General features: G+C 58.9%; 15 protein-coding genes. 8 read left to right on the top strand and 7 right to left on the bottom strand.

Features of this window, described 5'->3' with window-relative positions; all coding sequences use genetic code 11:
* Nucleotides 1-74 precede the first annotated feature (74 nt).
* On the bottom strand, nucleotides 75-1,565 hold the full coding sequence (locus tag ABEB25_RS05460; protein ID WP_345735372.1) for an outer membrane protein assembly factor BamB family protein: 1,491 nt from the start codon (nucleotides 1,563-1,565) through the stop codon (nucleotides 75-77).
* Nucleotides 1,566-1,588: 23 nt separating this feature from the next.
* Between ABEB25_RS05460 and ABEB25_RS05455 the strand changes: the two genes are divergently transcribed.
* From ABEB25_RS05455 to ABEB25_RS05425, 7 genes are all read left to right on the top strand, one after another.
* Nucleotides 1,589-1,993, top strand: coding sequence for a Dabb family protein (locus tag ABEB25_RS05455; protein WP_345735371.1), 405 nt, complete (start codon nucleotides 1,589-1,591; stop codon nucleotides 1,991-1,993).
* A 59-nt stretch (nucleotides 1,994-2,052) separates the two neighbouring features.
* Complete coding sequence (gene rlmB, locus ABEB25_RS05450; RefSeq protein ID WP_345735370.1) at nucleotides 2,053-2,625, top strand: 23S rRNA (guanosine(2251)-2'-O)-methyltransferase RlmB; 573 nt, start codon at nucleotides 2,053-2,055, stop codon at nucleotides 2,623-2,625.
* 245 nt (nucleotides 2,626-2,870) lie between these two features.
* Nucleotides 2,871-3,125, top strand: a complete 255-nt coding sequence (locus ABEB25_RS05445; RefSeq protein ID WP_345735369.1) for a hypothetical protein — start codon at nucleotides 2,871-2,873, stop codon at nucleotides 3,123-3,125.
* A 51-nt stretch (nucleotides 3,126-3,176) separates the two neighbouring features.
* Entirely contained in the window at nucleotides 3,177-4,193 is a 1,017-nt protein-coding gene (locus tag ABEB25_RS05440; RefSeq protein WP_345735368.1) for an AAA family ATPase, read from the top strand.
* Entirely contained in the window at nucleotides 4,190-5,986 is a 1,797-nt protein-coding gene (locus tag ABEB25_RS05435; protein WP_345735367.1) for a hypothetical protein, read from the top strand. Before ABEB25_RS05440 ends, ABEB25_RS05435 begins: the two co-directional genes overlap by 4 nt.
* Before the next feature lie 2 nt (nucleotides 5,987-5,988).
* Entirely contained in the window at nucleotides 5,989-7,008 is a 1,020-nt protein-coding gene (locus ABEB25_RS05430; protein WP_345735366.1) for an ABC transporter ATP-binding protein, read from the top strand.
* A 61-nt stretch (nucleotides 7,009-7,069) separates the two neighbouring features.
* Entirely contained in the window at nucleotides 7,070-9,103 is a 2,034-nt protein-coding gene (locus ABEB25_RS05425) for a BamA/OMP85 family outer membrane protein (RefSeq protein WP_345735365.1), read from the top strand.
* 50 nt (nucleotides 9,104-9,153) lie between these two features.
* On the opposite strand, the gene ABEB25_RS05420 is transcribed toward ABEB25_RS05425, so the two are convergent.
* The 6 genes from ABEB25_RS05420 to ABEB25_RS05395 all read right to left on the bottom strand — a co-directional run bounded on the left by ABEB25_RS05420 (nucleotide 9,154) and on the right by ABEB25_RS05395 (nucleotide 18,928).
* Nucleotides 9,154-12,567, bottom strand: coding sequence for a PVC-type heme-binding CxxCH protein (locus ABEB25_RS05420; protein ID WP_345735364.1), 3,414 nt, complete (start codon nucleotides 12,565-12,567; stop codon nucleotides 9,154-9,156).
* 692 nt (nucleotides 12,568-13,259) lie between these two features.
* Nucleotides 13,260-13,595 (bottom strand): hypothetical protein, encoded by a 336-nt coding sequence (locus ABEB25_RS05415; protein WP_345735625.1) that lies wholly within the window; start codon nucleotides 13,593-13,595, stop codon nucleotides 13,260-13,262.
* 273 nt (nucleotides 13,596-13,868) lie between these two features.
* Nucleotides 13,869-14,822, bottom strand: a complete 954-nt coding sequence (locus ABEB25_RS05410; protein ID WP_345735363.1) for a calcium/sodium antiporter — start codon at nucleotides 14,820-14,822, stop codon at nucleotides 13,869-13,871.
* A 1,081-nt stretch (nucleotides 14,823-15,903) separates the two neighbouring features.
* Nucleotides 15,904-16,623 (bottom strand): YiiX/YebB-like N1pC/P60 family cysteine hydrolase, encoded by a 720-nt coding sequence (locus tag ABEB25_RS05405; RefSeq protein WP_345735362.1) that lies wholly within the window; start codon nucleotides 16,621-16,623, stop codon nucleotides 15,904-15,906.
* Nucleotides 16,624-16,779: 156 nt separating this feature from the next.
* Nucleotides 16,780-17,025, bottom strand: coding sequence for a hypothetical protein (locus ABEB25_RS05400; protein ID WP_345735361.1), 246 nt, complete (start codon nucleotides 17,023-17,025; stop codon nucleotides 16,780-16,782).
* 658 nt (nucleotides 17,026-17,683) lie between these two features.
* Nucleotides 17,684-18,928, bottom strand: a complete 1,245-nt coding sequence (locus tag ABEB25_RS05395) for an argininosuccinate synthase (protein ID WP_345735360.1) — start codon at nucleotides 18,926-18,928, stop codon at nucleotides 17,684-17,686.
* 193 nt (nucleotides 18,929-19,121) lie between these two features.
* Here ABEB25_RS05395 and ABEB25_RS05390 point away from each other — a divergent pair, with 193 nt between their 5' ends.
* A complete protein-coding gene (locus ABEB25_RS05390) occupies nucleotides 19,122-20,516 on the top strand; it encodes an arylsulfatase B (protein WP_345735359.1) in 1,395 nt (464 codons plus the stop codon).
* Nucleotides 20,517-20,555 lie beyond the last annotated feature (39 nt).

The raw sequence follows: 20,555 nt of genomic DNA, 5'->3' as shown, positions 1-20,555 counted from the left end.
AAAGGTTGATTTCCAGGAGGCTGTGAAATGGCGCATGACTGAACAATTATTCGGCCGGGCAACAAAGAGGCCTCCTATTCCCCCCGCAGATCATAACAAACGATGCGGGTGCCGTTTTTCCGATCCAGCGATTCTGCCTGCTGGTGCACGTAAAGCAGGCCGTGGCTCAGGGAGGGCAGGCTCCAGGTATTCAATGCGTAAAAGAGCTGCGTGCGGGAGATTTCCTCACACCCCTGCGGGGAAAGTTTCAGCGTGTGCAGGCTGCCGGTTTCCCCCAGACAAAGAAAGTGGCCATCCACCTTCAAAAGGCTGGCGCGCAGGATGCTGAGACGCACCGGTTTGCTTCGGCCCTGGGCAGCGGCAAAGGCCGCATCTTCCCACTCAATGTTTTTTTCCCACACCTCCGCCCCCTTCTCCGCATTCACGCAGACGAGGCGGGAGTTGTTTTCGCGCTCGCCATCAATCGCGTAGAGATGGCCTTCATGATAAATGGGCGTCATCCAGTGCACGCCGATCTTTTTGGACTGCCAGACTTCCTTGGCCTGGAACTTCGCATCATACTCCACCATCACCCCGCCTAACGGTTGATTCTTCGGGTAGCAGGTGGTGATAAAGGCGCGGTTTTTCCCCGGCACCACCACGGGGCTGCTGCCAGTGGCTTGGATGTACTCCTCATCCCGCCAAGGGAAGCGGCTGTGCACGGTGCCGGTGGCGGGATCAATGCACAGCAGGCCACCGATGGCGGGATCACTCTCTCCCCCTGCATAGATGAGCACCTTCGTCTGGCCATGCAGCTTTGCCGGGATGGGCGAGGCATAACTGGCACCCCATTCATCCTCCACCTTCCATTTGACCGCCCCTGTGGTTAGGTCAAAAGCGGCCACGCTGACACCTTTCGTGGCCAGCTTGGCCGCACGATCCCGGCGGTCTTCAAAGCCATCAAACGCCTCCGCCTTCCCTCCCACATTGACAATCACGAGGCCATTCAAAATCAGCGGCGAGGACCCCGCGCCAAAGAAATCCTGCGGCACGTTGTGTTCCTTCCGCAGGTCGTGCATCCACAGCACCTTGCCAGTCTTTAAATCGTAAGCGTGGAGCAGGGACGTCACACCCATCGTCACCACCACGCCGTCGGAAATGACGGGGCTGCCACGGGGCCCATTCCCAAAACCGTAGCGGTCCTGATACTCGATGGGGTAGGCTTGGCTCCAGAATCGCTGGCCGGTTTCCCGGTGCAGGCACTCCACGGTTTCCTGCTTTTCCAGCGCATGAAAAATCACGCAGTAGTCCCCGCTGAGAATGGGGGAGGTGTAGGCCTCGCCGGTGGTCACTTCCCACACGGGAGTCAGGCCGGTCGCGGGCCAGGTTTTTAAAAGGTGGGTTTCGGGCGAGCTCGCATCATCGCTGGGGCCCAGCACGCGCGGCCAGTCACTGGTTTTCGCCCCTGCGGCCAGGGGTTTCGGCGCGTTGTGAAAGGTGAGCCGGTCAAAGGGCTGCGCCTCCTGGGCAATGAGGGCTCCAGAAAACAGGTACAGGCAGAAAAACAGTCTCGACGCTTCCTTCATGGTCACGCAGACTAAAGATCGCTATGCAAAAAGCCATCGCCATCTTCTCCTTTGCCGCCCTCAGCCTGCTCGCCTCCTGCACCAGTTGCCCCATGGGGCATAAGACCACCGCCCAGGGCAAGGTGGAGCACGTTGTCCTGCTGTGGCTCAAAAAGCCAGGCGATGCCGCCGATCGTGCCGCCATCATTGCGGCGGCCAAAGGTTTCCAAAAGGACATCCCCGGCATCCAGCACCTCAGCGTGGGAACCCCGCTGGCCAGTGAGCGCCCGGTGGTGGATGACAGCTTCGACGTGGGTCTGGTGATGCGCTTTGCCACCCCGGCGGATCTGGCTGTGTATGAAAAACACCCCGCACACGTGAAAGCCGTGAATGAGATCCTGAAGCCGAAGGCCAAAAAACTGCTCGTTTACGACGTCGTGGCCCAGTAGGCCGCGAATTGTCCGTCAAAACCCTTGCAGCCGGGGCTAGCGCATTTCATCACTGCGGGATGCCCAAGCCCGCACCCGTCGCCCGTCAGAACCGCCACTCGTCTCCCACCACGGGGCACGTGCCTGTGTATGATGAAGATGACCTGTCTCTCCTGCTGGATGGCAAAGAAAACCCGCTCGTGCTCATCCTGGACTGCATCCAGGATCCGCACAACCTGGGTGCCTGCCTGCGCACCGCAGATGCGGCGGGCTGCGACTGCGTGGTAATGCCCAAGGACAAGTCCGCCCCCATCTCCGACACGGTGATCCGCGTCTCCTGCGGCGGTGCCGAAAACATCCCCCTCGTGCGCGTGACCAACCTGGCACGCGCCATGGAGAAGCTGAAGAAACTGGGCATCTGGATCGTCGGCACGGCGGATGAAACCACCAAATCCATCTACGATCTGGACCTCAAAGGCCCCACCGCCATCGTTATGGGTGCTGAAGGCGACGGCATGCGCCGCCTGACCGGGGAGCATTGCGATTTCCTCGTCCGCATCCCCATGGTCGGTCGAGTACCCTGCCTGAATGTCTCCGTCGCCACGGGTGTGTCTCTGTTTGAAGTGGTGCGCCAGCGGCAGGGGAAGAAGTAGGGGGGAGGGCTGCGTGTCTATGTCGTTTGGTCTCGGTTAGCTGAAGACCATCCAGCCCTCGTTCGCTCTTCCATCCCGAGCTTCCAAAACATGTTCCCTCTCCCTCGGGAGAGGCTCAGGTGTGGGGTGGTCGCAGCACGCCTGACCCCGTCCGCAAAGGCTGTCCTCTATCCCAAAACGCCACCTCTGCACCACCACCTTCTGCGGACTATCTCCCCCTTGCCGATGAGTGGCTTTGTGGAACAATGTCCAACCCCCGTCGGTGGAAGTCGCGAATTCGCTTCAAGACAGCCCGTCAGTGGTTCAACGAGATGCATCTCATGGAAACTCCCCCACGCAGCATCCTGGAGCAGACCCGCATCGGTCTGGAAGCGCATCAGCGTGCCACGGCGAAGATGCTGGATCTCTACCAGCGCATGGGGATCCCGGTGACCCCCGAGATGACACGCGCTCCGGCCCCGCAACCTAAGGCGCAGAAGGCCGCCGCCGTGAGAAAATAACCGCAGATTTCCGCTCGACGTCGCGGCCCTCTCCCTGCTTTACTCCGGGCGATGTCTGACCCCTACGCGATTGATGCCGAACTACAGTCTGCGACGAAACCCATCGCGGCTCTGCGCCAGGCACTGAATGAGGTTTTGTTTGGCCAGAGTGAGTTGATTGATCTGGTGCTCTGCGGTGTCATCGCCCGCGGTCACGTGCTCTTGGAAGGTCTGCCGGGCCTGGGCAAAACGGAACTGGTGAAGGGCCTTTCCAAAGCGTTGAATCTCACCACCCGACGTGTGCAGTTCACGCCGGATCTGCTGCCCGGAGACATCACGGGAAATCCGGTGCTACAGGAGGTGGATGGGCGGCGCGAATTCGTCTTCCAGCCTGGGCCTATTTTTACCAACCTGCTGCTGGCGGATGAGATCAACCGCGCCTCACCCAAAACGCAGTCCGCCCTGCTGGAGGCCATGCAGGAGCGGCGCGTGACAGTGCTGGGCCACACCCACACCCTGCCAGATCCTTTCTTCGTGCTGGCCACTCAGAACCCCATCGAACTCGAGGGCACCTACCCGCTGCCAGAGGCGCAGGTGGACCGCTTTCTCTTCAAGCTGGAGGTGCTGCGCAACAGTGCAGAGACCTTGGCGAAGATCGTGTTGCATCGTGAGTTAGGCGTAGAGCCCACCGTACCCACCGTCACTACTCGGGAAGAGTTTGCCCACATCCAGCAGACCGCCCGGCGCATTTACCTGCCGGAGGTTGTGGCCGACTATATTGCCCGTCTCGTGGATGCCACGCACCCGGGACAGTCGAAGGCGGCGGAGGGCGTTCGTTACGGCGCCAGCCCCCGTGCCGCACTGAGTCTGGCCTCCGCGGCCAAAGCCCGTGCGCTCATGCACGGAAGGCCCAATGCCAGCTTTGAAGATGTGCAGGCCCTGGCTCCCGCCGTGCTAAATCACCGTGTCCTGCTAGATTACACCGCCCGCATGGATGGCCGCAGCAGCGCCAGTGTTGTGCGTGCCATCCTGGCCGAGGTGCCTGTGCAGAATGTCGCCACCCCTCGCACCTTGAAGGAGGCCGCATGAGACTCTGCCTTCCTAGCTGGGCAACCGCCCCTTTTTGCTGCGGTCAGGCCGCGCTGCTTCTCTCCGCCATGCTGATGGGGGCACCAGCGCATGGGCAGCAGAGAATCGTAGATGAACTGCTGGACGAGGGCGATGGGAGCCGTGTGGAAATCCGGAGCGTCTTTGATCCCTTGCCACCCAGCGGCTACGCCCCCCTGCGCATCGTCGCGACCAATGGCAGTGGCCGCGATGCCGTCTGGAATTTGGATTTCAATTCCCAGACTCAGGACTACCGGAATAACAATGTGCATCGCAGCGAGGTGAATCTGTCCTTGCCGGCACGCTCCACGCAGACGGCCCTTTTCCTGGCCCCTCTGGCCGTGGATTACGGGGACAGCTCCGGCTATGGCCAGTCCGGCCATGTCTTCTCAGGTTCCGTGACAGGGCCTGTGGTCCGCAGTTTCTCCAGCTACAGCAACCGCAATGCCGGCTTCCCCGCCATCGCCATCAGCAAGACCCTCGCCGATGGCAGCTTGGACCGGCTGAATGATGAATTGGAAAGAAAGCAAAAGGCGACTAGCAGCTACTCGCGGGGAGATCAGGTTTTCGGCAGCCGTTTCGTCCCGGCGGATCTGCCTGAGGATTGGCTGGCCTTCAGTGGCTTTGATTACGTCATGCTCACCGATACCGAATGGCAGAGCCTGAGGCCAGGTAGCCGGAATGCCCTTTTGCAATGGGTCCGGTTAGGCGGAAGGCTGCATTTTTATGCCACGAAGCTCCCCGCCAATGGACTGCCTGCGGATGACAAAGCCTTTTCGCTGGGGCAGATCGAGACCCTCACCTGGAACGGTCGCAACATCCCTGCCGATGAGACGGTCTCCCGTTATTGGCAAGGTGTGGAACGCCTGGAACAGCTGCGCCTTGAGCACACGCGGGATTCCGACTGGGGCCCGCTTGCAGCCCTGGGCAAACGCAGTTTTAATTCGTGGCAGGTCATCGTTTTCCTCGTTTTGTTCGGCGTTCTGGTCGGTCCGGTGAATCTGTACATCCTGGCTCCTTCAGGCCGTAGGCACCGCCTTTTTTTCACTACCCCTCTCCTCTCGCTGGGGGCCAGTCTGGCGATGGTAGGCATCATCCTTTTGCAGGATGGCATTGGCGGCATCGGTGCCCGCGTCGTGTTCATCAACGTGGAGCCCGACGAGGCCTCCGCCTACGTCACCCAAAAGCAGACCAGCCGCACCGGCGTGCTGCTAGGGGCGGGGTTTGAGCTCAAGCAACCTGCCTTGGTGGAGCCATTGGCCCTACCCGCCTCAGACTGGGTGAAGTTGAAGAACACCTCCGACTCGCAGCCCGTCAATCTCACCCAACAGGGCGCTGCCCGTGGCGGAAACTTCTTCCAGAGCCGGGCCGAGCAGGCTCAAATGATCCGCGCCGCCATCTCTACCCGCGCTCGTCTGGAGGTTCAGCCAGGGGCCACTCCGGATGCCCCGCCCACCCTGGTCTCTGCTCTCGGGTTTACGCTGGATGAACTCTATTATGCAGGCCCCGACGGCAAAATGTGGATGTTGAAATCCCCGCTCGCGACAGGTCAAAAAGCAGAGCTTAGTGCAGTGGAGTCTGGGCAAATGAGGGCGTGGTGGTACAAGCAGTCCACAGACCTGCGAAACGATTCATTGGAAAAGTTGGTGGATAGCCTGCCTAACCACTTCTTTGCCACAGCCAAATCGGCCCCCGGCTTCACCCAGGACACCCTCTCCGCCATCCGGTGGCAAGAAGACAAAATCCTCGTCTATGGCAGCGTCCCTCCCCCCTGATCATGCACCAGCCAGCCTCCCATGTTCCTGAAATGGACCTGAGCCAGCCCGCCATCGTGGTGGATAATCTGCAGCGTTCCTTTGGCAAGCTGCAGGCCGTGCAGGGCGTCTCCTTCAGCATCGGCCACGGCAAGGTGGTTGGTTTTGTCGGGGCCAATGGTGCGGGTAAGACCACCACCATGCGCATCCTGGCCACCCTGGATTACCCGAATGAGGGCACGGTGAAAATCGGTGGCCACAATGTCGTCCATTACCCGGCCAAAGTGCGTCGTTTGTTAGGCTGGATGCCGGACAGCTTTGGCACCTATGAGCACATGACCGTGCTGGAGTACCTGGATTTCTACGCCCGCGCACTCGGTTACAAAGGGCAGGAGCGGCTGAAGCGCATCCAGGAGGTGATGGATTTCACCGACCTCACGCCCCTGGCAGATCGCATGAGCAACAAGATGTCCAAGGGCCAGACCCAGCGCCTGTGCCTGGGACGTGCTCTTTTGCACGATCCGCAGATTCTCATCATGGACGAGCCCGCCGCCGGGCTGGACCCCAAGGCTCGGGTGGAGCTGAAGCAGCTCATCCGCATCCTGGCGGAGGAGGGCAAGACCATCCTCATTAGCTCCCACATCCTCAGCGAGCTGGGGGAAATGTGTGACAGCCTCCTGTTCATTGACAAAGGCCGCATCGTTCACCATGGCGATGCCGAGTCCATGACCCGTGGCACCGCTGCTGTGGCGGAGACATTGGTCTATGTGCAAGTGGTCGGAGACCCTGCCAAACTCGTGCAATGGGCCCTGACTGCGCCCATGATCGAGGTGGTGGAAGAAACCAAACGTGGCGCGCGGCTCCGTGTACAATCGGTAGATGAAGGCACGCTGGCAGGGGTCCTGCGCCGAATGATAACCGATGGTCTCCAGGTTACCGACTTCCACCGCGAAGAGCGCAAGCTCGAAGATGCCTTCATTGACATGCTGGGTCAGATTGACAAAGGCACGTTCAAGGGCGACACGCCACAGCATGTGCAGTGAGGATGCAGCAAAGCGGGCCCGGTGCCCATCTTCCCTCAGAGACAGGCTCCGCTGCCTCTCGGTGTCCCTGCTCTGCTGCGTGGCTGTCTCGGTGGCGGCCCAGGAATCAGACTCCGTGCATACCCTCCGCGAGGGCGGCGTCACCGTCACCGTTTCCGGCACGGATGCTGTGACTTGGGACAGCCTGGACACGATGCTGAAGGATCAGCTCACCCTGTCCGGCAGCAGCAGCCCCAGCGAGCCCCTGGCAGATGACCTGGCCTTTTTCACCCGTCAGCATTTCATTCGCGAAGGCTGGCCGCAGGCGGAAGTTCGCTGGGATCTCAAGGGCGATACCATCACCCTCACCATCTTGTCCGGCCAGCAGACCCGCGTGGGGAAAATCACTTGGCGCGGCGACCTAATCGTACCTGAGGAAGAACTGCGTAAATTCTTGCTGCGCCCCAGCATTGAAAAGGAGGGCGCCGATAAAACCAACCCCGTCTGGGTGGAGAGCGAACTTCAGAGCGGCACCGGACTGGTGCAGCGCCGTCTTCGTGCGGAAGGTTACCTCCAGGCAGAAGTTGTTTTGACACCTGAAGCCGCCACCGGCAGCGACGGCCTGCGCGACATCACCATGGAGGTGAAACCTGGCCCGCGCTTCACCTTCGGCAGCGTGGACTTTGCCGGCGGCCCTGTGGAGCTGGAAAAGCAGATGCGCGGCCTCATCGCCCAGACTCCTGGGGAGCCCTTCAATGAAGCACGCGTGCAGCAGATCGAAGGCCAGCTCAACAGCATCGCCAAAGAATCCGGCTGGTTAAATTCAGCCACCGTTTCCGATTACAAGCTCGGCCAGCAAGGCGGCACTGTCGATGTCGTCATCCGCATGACTCCGGGGGAACGGGTGCGTGTGGCGCAGATCGTCCCGCACCCAGACTTTAGCCGGGGCTCCAAGCGCGTGCTCACCGCAGGCTTCCGCGAAGCCGAGGGCAAATACTACATCGCCGAGGATCTCGACGTGATGTTCAAGCGTGCGCTGGATACCGGCATGTTTGCCCGGCTGGATGTGGAGCCCCAGTTGCAGCCCGGCATCAGCCCCGCCCAGGCAGATCTGCGCATCACCGGGGAGGAGACAAAACCCAAAACCCTGGGCTTTGAACTCGGCTTTGATACCTTCCTCGGCCCCCAGGCGGGTGTGAACTACCGCAATACGAATTTCCGTGATCAGGGCAATACCCTGGCTGCAGAACTGAACTGGAGCACCGCAGGTCCGCTCGGCTCTCTCAAGCTCACCAACCCCGCCATTTTTAATTCTGGTTATGCCAGCTCCGTCCAGCTCGCGGTGGAAAACTTCAATCTCTTCGAATACTCCCGCTACGGCACCAGCCTAAATCTCGAGCTCTCTCGTCGGGCCAGCAAGCACTTCACTTATTCTGTCTTTGCCGGCGTCTCCGCCAACACCGTCTCGACCGATGTCCTCACCGATGCCGAAATCGGCCCGGACACCTACACCCTCGGCAGCCTGGGCGGCAGCATGATGCTGGACTATCGCGACAGCCCCGTCCTGCCGCGTAAAGGCTGGTTTGTCAGCGCCCGCCTGGAGTCCACCATGGATGTCATGGGCTCCAATGTCAGCTACATGCGCACCGACCTTCGCGGCGCGTGGTATCGCCCAATCACCAAGAAGTTCCGCTTCGCCGCCGGGGCTGCCTTGCTCAGCATCCAGGGTGCAGCGGCAGAGGAGTTGCCCATCGATTCCCGCGTCTTCAATGGTGGGCCTAACAGCGTGCGTGCCTTTGCCGAACGTGAACTCGGTCCCGTGACCAACGGCGGCACTCCCCTCGGCGGTACTTCGGCCCTCTTTGCCAGCGCCGAGTTCAGTTACGAAATCTACCCCAACCTCGAACTCGCCTTCTTTGGCGACATCGGCAGTCTCGGTCGTGGCAGCAACAGCAGCGCCTTCGATTATTCATCAGACTTCCGCCCCGCCATCGGCGCTGGCCTCCGCTACAAGCTCCCCTTCGGTCCCGTCCGCATTGATTACGGCCACAACGTCGGCAAACGGGAAGGTGAGAGCGGTGGCATGCTGCATGTCACCGTCGGCTTCGCCTTTTAATGTAGCTGCTTGCTCCAGTAGGTGGCTGGGGACGCTTGCTGAGAGCCTTCTCACTTCGCGATTTTCTCATCGCCATGGCTCGCGTCATCTTTGCCAATCTTTTTGTTAGCGGCAGTTCGGCTGGCGAGGTAGGCGACGAGGTCGCGTAGATCACGTGGTGGCAGCGCAGTGCCGAGAGGTGGCATGGCCGAAACGGGCGGGGCAATGCTGGCGATGGTGCTGCGTGCGATCTTGGCTTGCTTGCCATCCATGCCGACGATTTCCACCTCTTCCTTTTTCTCCTTCGCCAGTCGGCCCATGAGTAGGGTGCCATCTTTCATGGTGATGGCGGCCAGACCGTAACCAGGGGCGATAACGGCATTCGGATTGACCAGGGATTCCACCAGTTTATCTGCCTTCAGTCGTTCACCAATTTTGGTTAGGTCAGGGCCCTGGATGCCGCCATCGCTGCCTACCTTGTGGCATTGCAGGCAGCCGCCTTGGTTGCGGAAGACTGCCTCTCCTCGTAGGGCATCGCCACCTGTTTCGCTAAGGCGATACACGGCGTCCGGTGCACTGGCCATGTGGGCGCTCACCAGGGCCTGGGTGTCGGGGGTTGTCTGTGCTTGCAGGGCAAGGAAAACATCCAGCCACAGGCCACGGCGCAGGTCATTGCTCTCGCGCTTTTGCCACAGCGTGGCGATCTCCTCTGGGTGTGTGGCCGTGAGGCCCGAGATGCCGGCGCGTGCTTTCACCAGCGGGCCGGAGGCGATGGCCTGGCGGGAGATTTCGGTGAGACCATCCAGCTTCAAGGTGTAGCCATGCGCCAAGGCGGCTGCGGAAACTGTGGGGCTGGCATCTGCGATCAAGCGGTGCACCAAGTCGCCAGCTTCTGTAGGGGCGGAAGTGACAAGGCTGTCCAGAGCGGCGATCCGGACCTCGGCAGCGAGGGCTTGGTTTGCGGCAAAACTCTGGAGCGTTTTAGGCTCCAGGCGAACGCCTGTTTCAGCGGCCAGCTTCAGAGCCAGTGAGGCGAGTTGTGGGGGCAGCTCCCCGGCCAGTAAAGCACGCAGGTCTGCCTCGATTGATTGACCCAAGCTGGCAAGTGTACGCTCAGCCTTTGGCAGCGGGCGGTAGAGGCCCAGCACGGGATCGGTGACGATCCGCTTTTCCCACAGGCGCAGCGCATGCAGGGCGGCGCTGCGGGTGGCGGCATCCAGTTTGGCATCCTTCACCATGACAAGAAGATTGCGTGCATTCTCAGCCGTTCCTCGGCGATAATTTGCGGCTACGATGCGCTGCTGGAGCGTGGGGGAAAAAGCAGCGGCCTCAGGGGCAAGGGCCGCTACGGCATCTCCCGCAGGGCCATCCACACCGGTGGTGTCATAGATGGCGCGCACGGCTTCACGGCGGATCTGGGCATCGTTATCCTTCAGGAAGATGGCGCACTCCGGGCTCTGATGACGACGCAGGAAAAGCAGGGCTGTGAGGCGCACCTCACGCTCGGCTGCCTGGGCGCGCGCGGTGGCGGCAGGCACAGTGCCGATGACATCCAGCGCGGACAGCACCGAATGGCGCAGCACCGGGTCCACCGGACCAGTGCCTTGACGGGCAGCCACTTCATAAAGAGCTTCCGTCACCTTCGCATCCCCAGGCTTCGTCACCCGCTGCAGCGCGATGGCAGCCAGCGAGCGCACTCGTGGCGATTCATCCTTTAACAGACCCAGCAGGGCCTCCTGGCTTTCCAGCGCCCGCACGCTGCCCAATGTCCGAGCAGCCTGGGCGCGAATTTCGGATTCCTTATCTTTGGTTAGGACGAGCAAGGTGCTGCTCACCGCTGCTCCTTGGCGGCCCAGTTGATCCAGCGCCCAGATGCCATGTAGGCGGGTCTGGATCGGCTTGGCCGCATTCGCTGTTAGGGCGGCCAGCGTGGCGGTTTCTTTCCGGTTCACCAGTTCAAACTGCGCTGCCTGACGCAGGCGTTTGTCGGGCGAATCCAGGTAAGCCATCAGCTTGGCCACGGGCTCCTCTTTGAGACCTTTGGCAAAGATGACCTGGGTCTCAGCCCCGGCTTTTCTGAGGGCTTCATCCTTCGGGGTCAGTTTCTCGATGGCCCCATTGGTATTGATGCTCCAGCCGCCGCCAAAGTCGCACAGGTAAATGCTGCCGTCATAGCCTAGCTCCACATCCGTGACACCCACACCTTCCACCAAGACGTCTTCGGAGTTGGCCACATACCCGGCTCCTTTTGGCTCGATGCCAACCGTCAGCACCGTGCAGCCCTGGGAGGCCCCGCGATAATTCGCCAGCAGGAATTTGCCACGCAGATCTTCAGGCAAAGAAGCTCCGGTGAGGAAGGTCACTCCAGATGGGCCGCGCGCCACATGCGAGGCTGGTGGGTATACCCACTGCGGCTGCTCTTCATTGAAGGTCTCAAACATCTTTTCCGCCACCCACATGGAGGTCTTGGGGTGAAAGTCCTCCCAGTCGAGCATGGTTACGTATTGATGGGCAGACTGGTGGCTCATGTCCCAGCCCGAGTCGCTGCCTTCCAGGGCATAAACCATGCGCGCAAGGTCACCGATATCGCCCGTGTTATCGAAGGTGAAAAGATTGCCCGCTTCATCGAAGGCCAGCTCCTGCGGATTGCGCAGCCCTTTGCAAAAAACCTCAAAACCGCTGCCGTCCGATTCACAACGAAAGATGGCCCCGCGCCCGGCACCGGAGAGCACCCGGCCATCCTGCGTGGTGACGTGGTAACCACGATCCCCCACGGAAAAGTACAGTCGCCCATCCGGCCCGCGAGTGATGCCATGCAGGTCATGCCCGATAAAGGACACCCGCACGCCAAAGCCACCCACCAGCGCCTTTTCCGCATCCGCCACGCCGTCATCGTTGGCATCCGTCAGCTTCCAGAGATTCGGGATGCAGGTGAAATACACCGCATCATCCTCCGCCAGCACGGAAAAGCCGATGCCATCCAGGGGCTCGTGGAAACGGTCTGAAAACAGCGTGCGGTGATCTGCCGCGCCATTGCCATCGCGGTCTTCTAGTCGGATCAGGCGGTCTGCCGTATTGGTGAAAAAGGTGGTGGGAAAACGTGCAGCCCAGGTCTTGTAGAGATTCGTTCGGTCCTCCAGCGTGCTCGCCTGGAAATCTCCCCGGATCATTTCATTGGCCCCGCGTAGGTCCGGCACCCCGCGCCAAAAGCGGTTGGCCTCCGCCACGAACAAACGGCCTTTCGGGTCGAAGCCAAAGCTGCCAGGATTTTCGACGAACGGAAACCGCACCCAGGTATGCGCCTCGTAGCCAGCATGTTTAACGATGCCGGGAAACGGCTCGGGTTTATTCTTCAGCGGTGGCAGGTCCTTTTCCGGTACGGTCGGCATCGGCTGCTGCCGCTGGTTCATCTCCTCCAGCGTGAGGGCTGAAAGGGAGGAGCAGATGAGACCGAAGGCCGAAAGGTAAAGAAACGAGCGCTGCATGGAAAGGGGATTGGGGAGGGCCGCTTTATGCGACATCTTTGAGATACGTCAAATGCTGGCTTACCTGACTGACAAAAGGTGTGCCGTCATGATCCTGTTTTGACAATGAGAGCCTTGGTATCACCGAAGTCCTAGTTTCAGCATTGGCGGAGATTTGGCAGGCTGGGTTCACTTCTGAGGAAACCCATGTTTCAGCAAGGTGGCCATGAGGGAGCTTCATGTTCAGCGGTGTTTTCAAAATGGGGTAGGTCTTGACCCGTCAAGAGAGGGGACCAGGGTCGCTGCGCTCCCGATGGGCTTAGATGCGGACAGAGTGTCCACGCTCCTCTCGGGGGAGTGCTGCTGGTTAGGCCAAAGGTGCATGGATCAAAATTCCGGGGGGCCGTTCAGGTGCTCGCATTTCTCGGGGAGGCCGGGGATGAAATCGACGTCCTGCCAAAGGTTCTTCGATTCATGAACATTAAGTGAAGCAAGGAAGCGCCTGAGCCGCAAGATCAACCGAAGGTTGGGAGGCGAGCGAATGGGGAATGGGGAGTTTTTTAAATTATCCCCATTTGGGGATTTGGGTGGTTAATGAGTTGGTTATCAGGGGTTTAGGATGGGGGTTTTTTGGGGATAGGTTTCCCCATCGGGGGATTTTTGGGGGTGATGGGGAGCGATCATTGCCGTTTTGTGATGATGGTAAATATCGGTTACGGATGCCGTGTTGGCAAGGAATGGTTGGCCGTCGAAAGAGGCTGGGCGGGGGCGGGAAATTTGGACAGGATTGCAGGATTGGCATGATTGACAGGAGGGGGGAAGTGGGGGGCGCAGAGAAAGAGGGGCAGGCGGTGAGAAAGTCCCCTGAAGCTGCCGAAACGAGCGTCGAATCTGAGACGGGATTTTGGCGAGCTAAAGCTCTGGAGTACTTTGGCTGTGCCTCTTCGCCTGCCCGCCAGGGTAAACTCTATCACCAGCACCATGCCCGCATCGCCGCCCTGTGTCTCCATGGGCGAGGTGATGATCCGGTCAATCCGCGAGTCCGGCAGGAGTGAGACATAAAACCAGGTGGCTTCTTCGGCTTGCCCGTCAAAGGAAAGAAAAGCGGGTCTTTTGGGCGATTTTCATAACGTTTAGAAAACATGGTCGCCGGGGAATGGCTTGTTCGAGTTCGTGCCTTTCGCACAAAACCAGGGGCCAAGACCGGATTTTTATGAGAATGCCGAACTGGTTCGCGATGCCTTTGGTCACCCATCCATTTGCGGCGTTATGCGGCATGAGTCCGTCATCGGCACCTGCGTGGGCGGGGAGGTCTTTTGTTCTCAATCCTTTGGCCACAGCCACACCATGTAGCCCACATAGGCGGTCAGCAGCAGCACCCCCTCCCATCGCATCAGTTTCTGGCCCGTTCTCAGGATCGGCACCAGGATGACGGCAAAGGCGATGGTGATGTAGATGTCCGTCATCTGGATGCCAACTCCATGAAGAGGTTTCACCAGACCGGCCCCGCCTAGGATGCCCAGGATGTTGAAGATGTTCGAGCCGATGATGTTCCCCAGAGCGATGTCCGGCTCTTTTTTCAGCGCCGCCACCACGCAGGTCACCAGCTCCGGCATGCTCGTGCCCGCTGCGACGATGGTTAGGCCGATCACGGCCTCGCTGATGCCATACAGTCGCGCCAGACTGACTGCGCCATCCACCATGAAGCGCGAGCCTACCACCAGCAGGCCCAGGCCGCCGATCATGAAGACCACATCCCGCCCCACACTGCCCTTCGGCGGCGGCAGTGCCTCCGCATACTCCGCCACCACCGCAGGCGGCTGCTTCACTCGTTTCGCATACATCACTGTAAAGATCACATAAGCCACCAGCCCCGCCATCAGCAGCCCGCCCTCGAGTCGGCTGAGGTAAAGATCATGCAGCATCCACCCGCTGATCACTGAGACGACCACCATGATCGGTGCATCAATGCGCAAAATTTGAAGCTGCACCTTCAGCGGGCAGATCAACGCCGTCAGCCCCAGAATCAGGCCGATGTTCAGTGCGTTGGATCCCAGCACATTGCCTATCGCAATCGCCCCCTCCCCATCCAGCGCCGCCTTCACGCTCACCACCAGCTCCGGCGCACTCGTGCCAAACGCCACCACCGTCAGCCCCACCACCAGCGGCGTCAGCCCCAGCCGCAGCGCCAGCGCCGAGCTCCCCTTCACCAGCCCCTCCCCGCCAAAATAGAGCAGGATCAGGCCGAGTAGGATGAACGTCAGAGATTCAATCATGGTAGAAGGAGAGTGGCACCCATGTAACAGCACCCGCCGGGATTTGTCATGCCAAGATCCCGCCCCCCTCGCCTAACCTGGGGGATGCGGCGACGCCCCAGCTCTTCCCTCGTAGGGCGGGTGTGTCCGGCGCAAAAGATCCCGCAAGCTCAGCCACCACATCGCCGGATTACCCGCCTTTCTTGGAAGGCCGAGTCCTCCAAACCGTCACCGTTTTGGGGGGATCGCGTCGTTAGCCATTAGGGCACCGCTGGTATGCTTCCAGGATGCGGCGTTGAGTGGGAATGACGATCTTGCCTAACCAGGGGTGCGGTCGCCTGGGCTCCCTTACCGCCTGGCTACCGGCTGGGATGCCTCCGGCATCATGGGGAGGTGAAGGCGGAGGCCGGGGAATTTTACACCGCGAGAGATTGGAAGACCGCAGAGAATGCGGTTTTGTTCCTCTCTGCGGTTTTCGGTCCTCTGTGCTGTTATTCTTTCCAAAGGTTCTTGCCTGTCGGATGAGCAAGCCGGGCCATCACGCGAGTCATCTCCCCAGCCCCAGCGGGGCGGGACAACCCAGCCCAGGGTCAGCGAGCCCTAGCGAGCGCAGCCCTGGGACCCCCGATAAGAAACCGTCATCCCTCCCCAAGCCCTGAAAGGGCGAGGCATGGGAGATGGCTTGCCCCTTTTGTCCCGCCCTTTCAGGGCTCGTTGGCATGGGAACACATCCCCTTCCTCTTACCCAGGGCTTTGTTGCCTCGTCCCTTCGGGACTTTTGAAGTCGCTCCTACTTTGCCCGTTTCTCCTAACCAAAAGGACGACGCACATGGCCTCAGCAAAGCAGCCCGAGCTTTAGCTCGCCCAGGCCACGTCTGGTCGCGGGCGTTGATGGGGGAATGACGATCTCGCCTAACTAGGTGTGCGGTCGTTCCGCATGCGGGACTCCCTGCCTACCAGCTAGGATGCCTGGAGCGTAAAGGGGCGGTGAAGACGGGAGCCGTGTGTCGCGGCTGCTCGCGCGCCTGAGTCTTGGGTGTGTAAGATGTTGAATTTCAATCGATTAGACGCATTTAATTTACATTAATCCCTACATCTTTTCTTAATCCTGTTTGTGTATATCCCAGTAGCTAAAAAGCCGTTGAGACTCCAACTCCTGTTTCGCCTTCTTTAATCCCTCCCTGCTTTCGTCTGTTTTGAAGATTTGAGAGGCTAGTGCAAATAAGAATTCAGTTCTTGCATTTACAGCTCGAATCCTTTCCAACCTATGTGCAAGATAAGCGAACCCTGCATAAGCCAACTTCGGGTCAGAGTTAATCTCTTCAAGTAACGTGCGGTAATCAGCAGAAACGTCCATCCATTCAATCAAGTCGTCGGCTTCCTTGTCAAAATGAGCCGGTGCAGTCTTGCTTGATTCTAAGCCGTTTAAAATTCCAATATTGGCTTTACAATAACTTTTTGAGGCAAATTCAGAACAAAATGATGAGGTTTTATTGCCTGGCATCATATACGCATAATTATATTTCTGTGCAAGATGGTAATTAGAGCTTCCGAGTAATAAACGTTCCTGCTCTTTAGTCAAGGAGCGAAGCCTAATGATTCTCCAGTCATCAGTGCAGTCCTTTATGATGTCTGGAAAAAACGCAAGATGAACTCCTTTATCGGTCGTGGAATGAATAAATGCACCACCGCCAAGACTAAAAGCCACGTGACTTGAGCGCGCCTGATTATATAGTGCTTTTTGTAGGGTGGCGAGAGCCGAAGAGTGTTTTGCTGTTCCCGTAACAAGAAGTATGTCGCCGACTGCGGTTTGGTATTCCATAAGTATTATATAAGGCGAATATTCAATATACTTTGATTGTTGGGTGGGGCCGAACGTGGAAATGGAAGGCGGACTAGCGTCACATAAATGTATATCCGCAAGAGTAGCCCAAAGAATGTCCCCAGTGCGTTGTTCGATTCAGGTGGTGGAGAATATTTACTGCGAATCATCCCAGGCTGAAATAGTGTTCTTGATCTCGTCATCGAAATCATAAATAAGAAAAGGTACAACATCTTCCTGCTGACCGCTCTGACCGCGATATGGGAAAATAGCATCTGATCGAGAAAAGCGAATATTAGTGGAAGTCAAAAAGGCAGCGAATGTATCACTATATTGTGGTCGCAACCTGATATTCACGATCCCAGTAATGGGATCCCTGGTGGAATCAACGATGGTCTTCATGAAATTGGTGTTGTGTTCTATTTCGCTGGAGCTCAGTCATTCTTCTTTGCGATGATCTGCCTTTCTGGGCGCATCTTTAATGTGATTATGACAATACTCTATCAATCTTTGGATCTATAAATATTATCCCTTTCTAAAAAATCGGGAATAATCCCTTGCCGTGTATAGTATCTACATTTTGGTTGTGTTAGATCGTGTTATCAAAAACCGCTGAAGTTCTGCATCTCCTGTCTCAATCATGATCTTGCGTAGTGGTTTCATTGCAAAAGCAAACGTGCCTACGATAGTTGGATCATTCGTGGCGATGACAGAGTGATTCATTATTTGAAATGTTATGTTTGATTTAGCCTTTAGCTGAAAGTTGTATAGCCAAGTAAATGATGTTCCAATATTTTGTCTATATTTTTCAAGAGCGTTTATTCAAGTAAATGTTTTTCTAGGTAAGGATTTACTCCCCCTATATTACATAAAAAAGATTTAGACAAAGCTTTTGCTGATTGCTAAGATGTGGGTGAATCGGTCGAGAGAAATAAACTGGGCTGACGCCGAACTCCCTAAGCATTAATGACCGCTCCATTTCAGGTCACGCATCCGCCAACAATAAGCCCGGAAACCTTGCGGTTTCCGGGCTGGTGAGAGATTAACGAGATCGCTTCAGTTAACCGCCAATATTCGCTGCACCATTCACCTGCGAATTCACGCGGAGGCGGAGGCCGTTGAGGCGGATGAAGCCGGTGGCGTCGTCTTGGTTGTAGGCCTTCGTGGGGTCGGCTTCCATGGTGGCGATGTGGGGGTTGTACATGCTGAACTGGCTCTGGCGGCCGGCGGCGTGGATGCCACCTTTGTAGAGCTTCACGCGGACGGTGCCGGAGACATTCTTTTGGCTCTCGGTGACGAGGGCCTGGAGGGCGAGGCGCTCGGGCGCGTACCAGAAGCCGTTGTACACGAGCTTGGCGTACTCGGGGATGAGGCTGTCGCGCAGGTGCATGACTTCGCGGTCCATGGTGAGGGACTCGATCTGGCGATGGGCGAAGTGGAGGATGGCACCGCCGGGGGTCTCATACACACCGCGGCTCTTCATGCCGACGAAGCGATTTTCCACCATGTCCACGCGGCCGACGCCGTGCTTGCCGCCGAGCTTGTTGAGGGCCTTCATGACCTGGAGGGGGTTCATGGGCTTGCTGTTGACGGCGACGCAGTTGCCTTTGTCAAAGTCGAGCACGACGTATTCGGACTTGTCGGGGGCGTCTTCAGGGAAGACGGAGAGGGTGGTGAAGTAGTCGCGATACTTCACGTCGCCAGCATTGAACCAAGGGTCCTCAAGGATGCCGGCCTCGTAGCTGATGTGCAGGAGGTTGCGGTCCATGGAGAAGGGCTTCTTCGCGCTGGCCTGGATGGGGATCTTTTTCTCTTCGCAGTAGGCGATCATTTCGGCACGGCCAGGGAACTGGGTGCGGAAACGCTCGTCACGCCAAGGGGCGATGATTTCGAGGTCGGGGGCGAGGGCGGCGGTGGTGAGCTCGAAGCGGACCTGGTCGTTGCCTTTGCCGGTGGCACCGTGGCCGATGGCGGTGGCGCCTTCGAGCTTGGCGATCTCGACCATGCGCTTGGCGATGAGGGGGCGGGCGATGGAGGTGCCGAGGAAGTACTGGCCTTCGTAGATGGCCCCGGCCTGCATCATGGGGAAGATGAAGTCCTTGGCGAACTCTTCCTGGAGGTCATCCACGTAGATTTTCAGAGCGCCGGTCTTTTTGGCTTTGGCGTTCAGGCCTTTCAGTTCGTCGTCCTGACCGATGTTGGCGCAGAAGGCGATGACTTCGGCATCATAGGTTTCTTTGATCCAGGAGAGCAGGACGGAGGTGTCGAGGCCGCCGGAATAAGCGAGGACGATTTTCTTTTTCATGTGTGGGAAAGGGAGCGCGGAGAATAAACGGTTCGGCGGGATTGTCGAATGGAGAGGTGGGGGAGGGGACGGAGTTCGGTTTTGAGAGTTCGGTGTTCGGAATGGAGGGGGCAGGAGAGAGCGGGGTGAATCCTGTAAGTGAGGCAGCTTTCGGTGGAAAGGTGTGCTGGGCAGGCTTCGTTTTCGCGCGGTGATGAAGCTGCCCTCCTGTTGGATCGCCCTCCTTTTCTTTGGCCTCGCCCTGCCTGCTCTGGCGGCTGAGGCTCCGCGCCCGAACATCGTTTTTATCCTGGCCGATGATCTGGGGCGGGCGGACTGCGGGTTCATGGGCGGGAAGGAGATCGCGACGCCGCATCTGGACAAGCTGGCGAAGGCGGGGGCGGTTTTGGACCAATTTTATGTGCAGCCGGTGTGCAGTCCGACGCGGGCGGCGCTGATGACGGGGCGCTACCCGATGCGGCACGGTCTGCAGGTGGGCGTGGTGCGGCCCTGGGCGGACTATGGGCTGCCGCTGACGGAGCGTGTTTTGCCGCAGGCGCTGAAGGAGACGGGCTACCAGACGGCGATCGTGGGCAAGTGGCACCTGGGTTTTGTGACGAGGGATTACCTGCCGACGCGGCGGGGGTTCGATCAACAGTATGGCCACTACAATGGGGCGATTGATTACTTTAAGCTGGATCGCGATGGCGGGCATGACTGGCATCGCAATGACCAGCGCAGCGATGATCAGGGTTATTCGACGCATTTGTTAGGCCAGGAGGCGGCGCGGGTGATCCGCGAGCGGGACAAGTCGAAGCCGCTTTTTCTCTATGTGCCTTTCAATGCGGTGCACAGCCCCTGGCAGGTGCCGGAGGAGTATGTGAAACCGTATGCGCACCTGAAGGGGAACAGGGCGACCTATGCGGGGATGCTGGCGTGCATGGATGAGGCTGTGGGCAAGATCGCTGCGGCGGTGGATGAAGCGGGGATCCGGGACAATACGCTGTTCATTTTCTCAAGCGACAATGGTGGGCCCAGCCCGGGTACGATCACGGATAATGGGCTGCTGCGCGCGGGCAAAGGCACGCTGTATGAAGGGGGAACACGGGTGGTGGCCTTTGCGACGTGGCAGGGGAAGATCCAGGAAGGCAGTGTGGTGAAGGCCCCGCTGCACATGGTGGACTGGTACCCGACTTTGCTGAAGCTGGCGGGGGCTTCCCTGGAGCAGAAGGAGCTGCTGGATGGTCGCGATGCCTGGCCTGCCATCACGGAAGGGGCTGCCTCTCCGCATGAGGTCATTTTGTACAACACGGCGCCTAACAATGGGGCTGTGCGCATGGGTGACTGGAAGCTGGTGCTGAATGGTGGGGCGGGTGACTCGGATGGAGGGCCGAAGGCGAAGAAGAAAAAGAAAGCGGCCGCCAAGGCGAACGTGGAGCTGTTTAACCTGGCTGAAGATCCGAATGAAAAGACGAATCTGGCCGCGAGCCAGCCGGAGAAGGTGGCGGTGCTGAAAGCGAAGCTGGCGGAGTTCGCCGCCGAGGCCCTGCCGCCCAAGGGTGGCCCGCAGCCGAAGAACTACGTGGTGCCGAAAGTGTGGGGCGAGTGAGCGGATGAAAAGGCGGGAGCGCTCCAGGGTTGCCCATCG

Origin of the sequence: Prosthecobacter algae (assembly GCF_039542385.1) — a bacterium.
Classification (GTDB): Bacteria; Verrucomicrobiota; Verrucomicrobiia; order Verrucomicrobiales; family Verrucomicrobiaceae; genus Prosthecobacter; species Prosthecobacter algae.
The sequence above is the reverse complement of the archived record's forward strand: the minus strand, read 5'-3'. Positions and strand labels throughout refer to the sequence as shown.

Excerpts from the sequence above, each read along its gene's own strand:
- ABEB25_RS05460 (WP_345735372.1), bottom strand. The coding sequence starts at position 1,565 with ATGAAGGAAGCGTCGAGACTGTTTTTCTGCCTGTACCTGTTTTCTGGA.
- ABEB25_RS05455 (WP_345735371.1), top strand. The coding sequence starts at position 1,589 with ATGCAAAAAGCCATCGCCATCTTCTCCTTTGCCGCCCTCAGCCTGCTC.
- rlmB (WP_345735370.1), top strand. The coding sequence starts at position 2,053 with ATGCCCAAGCCCGCACCCGTCGCCCGTCAGAACCGCCACTCGTCTCCC.
- ABEB25_RS05445 (WP_345735369.1), top strand. The coding sequence starts at position 2,871 with ATGTCCAACCCCCGTCGGTGGAAGTCGCGAATTCGCTTCAAGACAGCC.
- ABEB25_RS05440 (WP_345735368.1), top strand. The coding sequence starts at position 3,177 with ATGTCTGACCCCTACGCGATTGATGCCGAACTACAGTCTGCGACGAAA.
- ABEB25_RS05435 (WP_345735367.1), top strand. The coding sequence starts at position 4,190 with ATGAGACTCTGCCTTCCTAGCTGGGCAACCGCCCCTTTTTGCTGCGGT.
- ABEB25_RS05430 (WP_345735366.1), top strand. The coding sequence starts at position 5,989 with ATGCACCAGCCAGCCTCCCATGTTCCTGAAATGGACCTGAGCCAGCCC.
- ABEB25_RS05420 (WP_345735364.1), bottom strand. The coding sequence starts at position 12,567 with ATGCAGCGCTCGTTTCTTTACCTTTCGGCCTTCGGTCTCATCTGCTCC.
- ABEB25_RS05410 (WP_345735363.1), bottom strand. The coding sequence starts at position 14,822 with ATGATTGAATCTCTGACGTTCATCCTACTCGGCCTGATCCTGCTCTAT.
- ABEB25_RS05405 (WP_345735362.1), bottom strand. The coding sequence starts at position 16,623 with ATGGAATACCAAACCGCAGTCGGCGACATACTTCTTGTTACGGGAACA.
- ABEB25_RS05400 (WP_345735361.1), bottom strand. The coding sequence starts at position 17,025 with ATGAAGACCATCGTTGATTCCACCAGGGATCCCATTACTGGGATCGTG.
- ABEB25_RS05395 (WP_345735360.1), bottom strand. The coding sequence starts at position 18,928 with ATGAAAAAGAAAATCGTCCTCGCTTATTCCGGCGGCCTCGACACCTCC.
- ABEB25_RS05390 (WP_345735359.1), top strand. The coding sequence starts at position 19,122 with ATGAAGCTGCCCTCCTGTTGGATCGCCCTCCTTTTCTTTGGCCTCGCC.